The following is a 7,599-nucleotide window of genomic DNA, read 5'->3' on the forward strand; positions in this document are numbered from 1 at the left end:
CTCAGGCCTCCTGCGGAGTGGTCGTGCGGCCGGTCGTGCCGACCTCGCTCATGCGCTCGGCGTCGAGACCGGACAACGGGTGCCCCTTGGCGAAGAACTTCACCCTCGCCAGCAGGGCGATGAACGGCTTCGTGAACAGGAACACCACCACGATGTCGATCAACGTGGTCAGGCCCATGGCGAACGCGAACCCGGCCACACCGCCCACCGCCAGGAAGTACAGGACGATCGCGGCGATGAACATGACGGCGTCGGCGATCAGGATCGTGCGCCGGGCACGGACCCAGGCCACCTCGACGGCCGCCCGGAGCGAGCGCCGGCCCTCCTTCATCTCATCACGTATGCGTTCGAAGTACACGATGAAGGAGTCGGCGGTGATGCCGATCGAGACCACCAAGCCGATGATGTGCGGCAGCGACAGCCGGAACCCGGCGTTGTGGCCGAGCACGACCACCGCCGTGTACGTGATGATCGTCGCGATCACGAGGCTCAGCACCGCCACGATGCCCAGGCCCCGGTAGTAGAGCAGGCAGTAGACGACCACGAGCGCGAGACCGATCAGACCGGCGACCAGGCCGCCTTCGAGCTGGTCCTGGCCCAGGGTCGAGGAGACCGTGTCGATCGAGCTGCGGTTGAACTTCAGCGGCAGCGCGCCGTACTTGAGCTGGTCGGCCAGGTTGGTGGCGCTGATCTGGTCGAAGCCGCCCGTGATCTCGGCCCGCCCGCCGGGGATCGGGCTAATGATGTTGGGGGCGGTGATGACGACGCCGTCGAGCACGACCGCGACCTTGTTGCGCGGCTCCTGCGAGTTGTAGGCGGCGGTGGTGAGCGTGCTCCACTCGGCCGCGCCCTTGCTCTTGAAGTCGAGCTGGACGATCCACTCGGTGGTGCCCTGGCGGATGCCCGCCGAGGCCGTGTCGATGTCGGTGCCGACGACCTTGGCGACGTCGAGCACGTACTTGTAGCTGCCGTCGGTCTCACAGCCGGCGTACTGCTTGTTCGGGTCGTCCTGGACGCCCTGGCCGCGGTTGGCCGGGTCGGCGCAGTCGAGCTTGTTGAACTGGGCCAGCACCGCGGGGTCGATGCCCTGGGTGTTGATGCCGGCCGTCGGGTCCTCGGCGGGCGGCGTGCTGGCCTGCGCGCTCGGCGACGCCGTCGGGGAGGACTTCGCGTCCTGGCCCTTCTTCGTCTCCTGCTGCTTCTGGCCGCTCGTCTCCTGCTGCTTCTGACCGCTCTGCGTGGCCGTGGGCGACGGAGCGGGGGTCGCCTGGGTGAGCGCCGACGACAGCGCCTTACCCGTGGGAGACGTGCTGGGCTGCGGCGCCGAGGCCGAAGTGCTCGGCTTCGGGGTGCCGGCCGGCTGCGACGCGGACGGCTTGGCCGACGGCGCCCCCGAGGTCGACGCGCTCGGCGTGGGCGCGTTGGTGGCGAGGTCCTGCGGGACCTGCGTGGCCGCCATGGCCAGCACCTGGCGGAAGCGCAGCTCCGCAGTGGTGGCGACCAGCTTGACGGCCTCGCTCTGTCCGACGCCCGGGATGGAGATGATGATGTTGTCGCCGGACTTGGCGACCTCCGCGTCGGAGATGCCGGTTCCGTTGACTCGGTCGCGGATGATGTTGACCGCGCGGTCAAGGATCTCCTCAGGCGGAGCCGCGTTGTTCTGAGTCACGGGCGACAGAGTCACCGTCGTGCCGCCGGCGAGGTCGAGTCCCAGCTTGGGCGTGAACGCCTTCTGCAGGAACATCGTCCCGCCCAGGGCGAGGATGAGCGCCAGCAGCACCAGGAGCGTTCGCCCCGGTCGGCTGTGGCGGCTGGTCGGTCGGGCCACTGGTCGTCGATTCTTTCAGATAGGAGTTTGTCGCAGAGCTTAGTCAGGACTGCTTGGTGCTGGAGTCCTGGTCGCCGTTGCGATCCACGGTGGCCTCGGACTCCTTCTTGCCGTCCTCGTCGAGCCCGGCCTCGTGGGCCACCGGCTCGTCCGCCACGGGAGCGTCGCCGGGGGTGACGACGCGGCCGATGGCGGCCTTCACCCAACGGGTCTCGATCCCGGGCGCGACCTCGAGGATCACGTCTTCATTGTCCACCGCCACCACGGTGCCGAACAGGCCCGTCGTGGTCATGACCCGGGCGCCCGGGGTCAGAGAGTTCTGCATCTGGGCCGCCTCTTGCTGACGCTTGCGCTGAGGGCGGATCAGCAGGAAGTAGAACACCACCACCAGAAGGATCAGCGGCAGGATGCTTCCGAGTTGTCCCATGTCCATAAGGGGCGACCTTCCATTGTCGTACAAGAAGTTGACACCGGCCTCGCGCCGGAAATTCCGTGCGTTGCTTCGGGCCGCGCCGCTCAGCCCGTCAGCCTACACAGCCAGCCAAGCCACGGAGTGTAGGCGGTTGTTGCGAAACGCGGCAACGAGGCAGCGTTCCGGCGCGCGGGGAAGTTCCCATATTGAAACGGTTGCAACCGTAATGTGATCAGTCGAAAAGCGACGCTCCGAACGCGTCTGGGGGTGGTGTCATCCCGAGATGGTTCCAGGCGGCGGCGGTCGCGACCCGGCCGCGCGGCGTCCTGGCCAGCAGACCTTGCCGTACGAGGAACGGCTCGGCGACCACTTCGACGGTCTCCGGCTCCTCCCCCACGGCCACCGCCAGCGTGGAAAGGCCGACGGGGCCGCCGCCGAACTTCTTCAGCAGCACCCCGAGCACCGCCCGGTCGAGCCGGTCGAGCCCTTCGGCGTCGACTTCGTACAGGTTGAGCGCGGCCGAGGCGATCTCCTGGTTGATCAGCCCGTCGGCACGGACGTCGGCGAAGTCCCGGACCCGTCGCAGCAGCCGGTTGGCGATGCGGGGGGTGCCTCTGGATCGCCTGGCGATCTCGTGGGCGCCCTCGTCGGGCAGGTTGACGCCGAGCAGCTTGGCCGAGCGGTAGAGGACCTGCTCCAGCTCGCCGACCTCGTAGAAGTCCATGTGGGCCGTGAAGCCGAACCTGTCGCGCAGCGGCGCGGGCAGCAGGCCGGCCCGGGTGGTGGCGCCGACCAGCGTGAACGGCGCGATGTCGAGCGGGATCGCGGTGGCGCCCGGACCCTTGCCGACGATGATGTCGACCCGGAAATCCTCCATCGCGAGGTAGAGCATCTCCTCCGCGGGCCTGGCCATGCGATGGATCTCGTCGATGAACAGCACTTCGCCCTCGGCCAGCGTGGACAGGATGGCCGCGAGGTCGCCCGCCCGCTCCAGCGCGGGGCCCGAGGTGATCCTGAGCGGGGCGTTGAGCTCGGCCGCGATGATCATGGCGAGGGTGGTCTTGCCGAGCCCCGGGGAGCCGCTCATCAGCACGTGGTCGGGCGGCAACCGGCGGCGCAGCGCGCTTTCGAGCACGAGGGAGAGCTGCTCGCGCACGCGTCCCTGGCCGATGAACTCGCCGAGCCGCTTGGGCCGCAGCGCCGCCTCGATCTGCAGCTCGTCGCCCGCGACATCGGGGGACACCAGGTCCCGCTCAAACTCCACGCCCACACCTCCGCCCAACGGCCTCAACGCTAGCGGCCTGCGCACCCACCCAACGCCCGGCGCGTACCCCGAACCGCCCGCCTACACGGCCTTCAGACCACCCACCAGCGCAAACCCGGCCCGGGGTGACGTGCAGACGAGCCCCAAGTCCAGCAATCCGCACGCGGACCCCAAGCCCACCACCGTGCACACGAGCCCCAAGTCCTGCGCCGGGCAGACGACCATCGGGCTCGGCGCCGTGCGCGCGGGCCCCGGGTCCTCCACCGTGGAGGCAAACCTCGCGCCCGATGCCGTACGCGCAGGCCAAGCCCGCGGTCCTGCGCACGCGAGCTTCACGTCCTGCGCCGTGTCGGCGATTCCCGCGCTCGGCGCCGTGCGAGCGAGCCCAGCGCCCAGCACCAGGTGTGCGAGCCCAGCGCCCGATGGCGTGCGGGCGAGCCGTATGCCGCAGGCCAGGGCTGCTTCCGTGGTGACGGGGGACGTGTCCGGGTGGGCCGTCGGCGGTGGGCCGGCTGATGCTCATCGGACGCTCAAAGCGCGCAGCGCGGCCTTCAGGAGTGCCGCGACCTGTGGCTGGCGACCGGCGGCCGTCTCGGCGTCGGCGTCCGGTTCCACGACGGCGATCGCCTCGTCGGCGTCCTTGCTGGAGTAGCCCAGCCCCACCAGCCCCGAGTGGACCTGGTCGCGCCACACCGCCACCCGCCGCTCCCCGTTGAGCGCGGCGTTGACCGCCTCCTCCGGCGTCCCGAGCCGGTCCTTGAGCTCCAGCACGATCCGCTGGGCGCCCTTCTGCCCGATCCCCGGCACCTTCGTGAGCGCCTTGAGGTCAGCGCTGGCGACGGCGACCCGCAGCGCGTTGGGCGTGTGGACGGCGAGCATGGACAGAGCCAGCTTGGGCCCCACGCCGCTGGCCGTCTGCAGCAGCTCGAACACGGCCCGCTCGTCGTCGCTCACGAAGCCGTAGAGGGTGAGCGACTCCTCACGCACCACCAGCGACGTGGCCAGCCGCGCGTCCTCGCCCACCCGGAGCGTGGCCAGCGTGCCCGGCGTGCAGTGGGTGAGGATGCCGACGCCGCCCACCTCGATCACGGCTCCGTCGGGCGCGATCGCCGCCACCTTGCCCGCCACCGACGCGATCACGACCTGCCGTCCTTCCTGGTGGCCCTGGCCAGCGCCTCGGCCAGGCGGTGCTGGGCGCCGCCACGCCAGATGTGGCAGATCGCCAGGGCGAGCGCGTCGGCCGCGTCGGCCGGCTTGGGCATCTCGGCCAGCCGCAGCAGGCGGGTGACCATGGTGCCGATCTGTTTCTTGTCGGCGGTGCCGCTGCCCGTGATGGCGGCCTTGACCTCTGACGGCGTGTGCAGCGCCACGGGCAGCCCGCGCCTGGCGGCACAGAGCACGGCGATGCCCGCCGCCTGCGCGGTGCCCATGACGGTGCGTACGTTGTGCTGGCTGAAGACGCGCTCGACCGCGACCGCGTCGGGCCGGACGTCGTCGAGCCAGCGCTCGATCCCGGCCTCGATGTCGACCAGCCGCGTGCCGAGCTCCTCGTCGGCCCCCGTGCGCACCACCCCGACGGCCACCAGCGTCAGTGGTGCGCCCGGCCGCCCTTCGACAGCGCCCAGACCGCACCGGGTCAGCCCCGGATCGACGCCCATCACCCGCACCGGCATGCCCTCCCCGCGCCCGCCGAACATCTGTTCGGCACGAGACTCTACCCCGGCTGAGGTGGCCATGCACCGGGAAACGCCTGTGTGCAGCCGGGAACGGGGCTCAGAAGTAGTCGAGCATGTACGGCTTGGCGGCGAAGGCCGCGTCAAGCGTCTCGTCGTATCGGTCATCTCCGGACATGAGCCCGGCGATCCGGAGCGTGGCCGACGGGATTCCGGCGTACAGGGCCGAGAAGCCGTTCACGCTCAGCACAACGCCGGGCCCGTCGCTCCGCCCGCGACCGAGCCCATCCGCCTGCCCGCTGCCCAGCCCATCGGCGGGCCCACCGCCGGGCCCGTCGACCGGAGTGGCCGCGGCCGATCCGCCCGAGAACTCCAGCCGCCACGTGCCGCTCCCCCGCAGCGGGTCGTTCACGGTGACGACGGCCTCGCGTGCCAAGTGCTCCAGATAGCCCCTGCGCTCGACCGCCGCGGCGACGTCAAGCACCCTGAACATCCACCGGACCTGCTTGACCTGCTCCTTCGTCCGCTCGCGCAGCATCCACAGCACCGGGTCGTCGGGCGCCAGCGGCGCGATGACGTCGCGCGCGATCGAGGACGAGCTGCCCACCATGGACCAAAGGGCACGCATCGTCTCGGCCGACCCGGCGACGAGGTTGTCGACCTGCATGTCGTCGCCGCGCCAGCGGTAGATGACGAAGCCGTCGTCGGCGAGATAGAGAAAGTCGTCCTCGTCGGCGAGCCAGTGGCTCCAGGTCTTCTCGTCCCAGCAGATGGGCCCGCTGGCGCGGGCGGCGCCGTGCACGCGGTGCAGGATCGAGACGAGCTCCGCGGCGTCGCCCGGGCCCATCCTGCGCAGCTTGACCTGCCCGGACGGCCGGATGTGGCGCAGCGACTCCGCCGGGATCGTCACGTTGTACTGGGCTCCGGCGTGCTCGTAACCGATCGCGCGGTAGATGGCCGTGGTGGCCGGATAGAGCGCGGAGACGGCGTCCCCGAGCGCCACGCCACGGTCGATGACAGCGCGCATGATCAAGGTGCCGAGGCCGCGGCCACGGTCTTCGGGGTTGACGGTGACGCCCGCGATCCCGGCCATCGGCTGCGGCCTGCCGTGCCACCACTGGGTGAACTGGCGCAGCCGGGCGGCGGCGGCGAGCCTGGACCCGTCGAAGGCGCCGAGGTAACGGCCCTCGGAAAGGACCGGTGTCACGGCACGGCGCCAGCTCTCCTGGTCGGCCGCGGACAGCAGGCCGAACGAACGCTTGCGCAGGTCGAGGACGTCGTCGAGGTCCTCTGCGGTCAAGTCTCGAATCTCCACAAGCATCCAACCTATGCAGCAGGCGTACGTGGCCGCGAACCGTTTGTCGTGCCGGTCGTCGCGGCCTGGGTCGTGATGGCGAGCCTGTCCAGGTAGAACACCTGCGCGGCCACGACGGCGATCAGCGCGACGCCGACCGCGACCAGCGGCGTGGCCGCGCCGACGTCGGAAGCCGTCGTGGAGTAGGCGCTGACCTGGGCCAGCTGCGCCACGGGGGCGGTGAACAGCTCGGGCTTCTGCGCGACCAGCAGCGGCCAGAGCAGGTCCTGGGCGTTCATCAGGGCGACCGCTCCGGCGAGGATGCCCGCCATGGGGAGGGAGGGCAGGAACACGCCGCTGAAGAAGTCCCTGCCATTGCGCTCGGCCAGGCCCTTGCACAGCAGCGTGAGCACCAGCAGGGCGGGGACGCTCACCAGGACGGGCGGGATGAGCGCGACGAAGGTGTCGATCAGGCCCAGGCTGCGGATGTTCTGCCAGTTGGCGACGCCGAGCGGGCCAGTGCCGACGAACAGCCAGGGCGCGAACAGCAGGAGCAGCCACTCGCTCCCCCGTCCGAGCGGGCGCAGGCCGCCGATGCCGAGCGCGGCCAGGTAGGCGACTCCGACCGAGACGAGCGCGCCCGCGACCGCCGGCGGCCAGGTGTTCAGCTGCGTGCGCAGGCCGGCCGCGGGGGTGTCGGGCAGGGCCAGCAGGCCGTCGATCCACGGCCAGGCGCACAGGAGCCCTGCCGCCAGCACGACGATCAGCGCCGTGACGCCGATGGCCACCCCGACGGGCCTCGCCGCCCGCTCCCCGGGCGCGGCACCGAGATGAGAGTCGGGCGCATGGAGGGAGAGGGAACCCGTACTAGAACCGGGCGCTGGGCCGGAGAAGGGATCCCTGCCAGAACCGCCCGCCGGGCCGGAGCGAGGATCCCAGCCGGAACCGGGGGTGGCGCCGGGGTAGTGACCCGAAGCGACGCCTGGGAAGGGGCCCGAGGCCGAGCCGGGCGCCGAGCCAGGGAAGGGGCCCTGAGCCGGGCCGAGGCCCTGGGCCGGGCCGGGGAAAGGGCCCGGGGCGGAGTCAGGGAAGGGACTCGCGGCGGAGCTGGGCGCCGGGCCGGGGAAG

General features: G+C 71.0%; 7 protein-coding genes. All 7 read right to left on the reverse strand.

The features are described 5' to 3' along the window. Position 1: 1 nt before the first annotated feature. Positions 2–1,828 carry a protein translocase subunit SecD gene (gene secD / locus ETD85_RS36500; protein WP_338087193.1) on the reverse strand — a complete coding sequence of 609 codons (1,827 nt, stop codon included), beginning with the start codon at positions 1,826–1,828 and terminating at the stop codon, positions 2–4. A gap of 43 nt (positions 1,829–1,871) precedes the next feature. After that, the gene (yajC, locus tag ETD85_RS36505; protein ID WP_240779659.1) at positions 1,872–2,255 is read right to left on the reverse strand and encodes a preprotein translocase subunit YajC; all 384 of its coding nucleotides are present in this window, start codon (positions 2,253–2,255) and stop codon (positions 1,872–1,874) included. A gap of 217 nt (positions 2,256–2,472) precedes the next feature. Beyond that, positions 2,473–3,504 (reverse strand): Holliday junction branch migration DNA helicase RuvB, encoded by a 1,032-nt coding sequence (gene ruvB / locus ETD85_RS36510; protein WP_138694385.1) that lies wholly within the window; start codon positions 3,502–3,504, stop codon positions 2,473–2,475. 519 nt (positions 3,505–4,023) lie between these two features. Beyond that, on the reverse strand, positions 4,024–4,644 hold the full coding sequence (gene ruvA / locus ETD85_RS36515) for a Holliday junction branch migration protein RuvA (protein ID WP_138694386.1): 621 nt from the start codon (positions 4,642–4,644) through the stop codon (positions 4,024–4,026). Next, a complete protein-coding gene (gene ruvC, locus ETD85_RS36520; RefSeq protein WP_138694392.1) occupies positions 4,641–5,171 on the reverse strand; it encodes a crossover junction endodeoxyribonuclease RuvC in 531 nt (176 codons plus the stop codon). Before ruvC ends, ruvA begins: the two co-directional genes overlap by 4 nt. Before the next feature lie 106 nt (positions 5,172–5,277). Then, on the reverse strand, positions 5,278–6,477 hold the full coding sequence (locus ETD85_RS36525; RefSeq protein ID WP_138694387.1) for a GNAT family N-acetyltransferase: 1,200 nt from the start codon (positions 6,475–6,477) through the stop codon (positions 5,278–5,280). 26 nt (positions 6,478–6,503) lie between these two features. Continuing rightward, entirely contained in the window at positions 6,504–7,259 is a 756-nt protein-coding gene (locus ETD85_RS36530; protein WP_138694388.1) for an ABC transporter permease family protein, read from the reverse strand. Positions 7,260–7,599: the final 340 nt, after the last annotated feature.

The sequence above is a fragment of the Nonomuraea zeae genome, assembly GCF_005889725.1.
GTDB lineage: Bacteria > Actinomycetota > Actinomycetes > Streptosporangiales > Streptosporangiaceae > Nonomuraea > Nonomuraea zeae.

Coding starts and splice junctions, on each gene's coding strand:
- yajC (WP_240779659.1), bottom strand. CDS start 2,255: ATGGGACAACTCGGAAGCATCCTGCCGCTGATCCTTCTGGTGGTGGTG.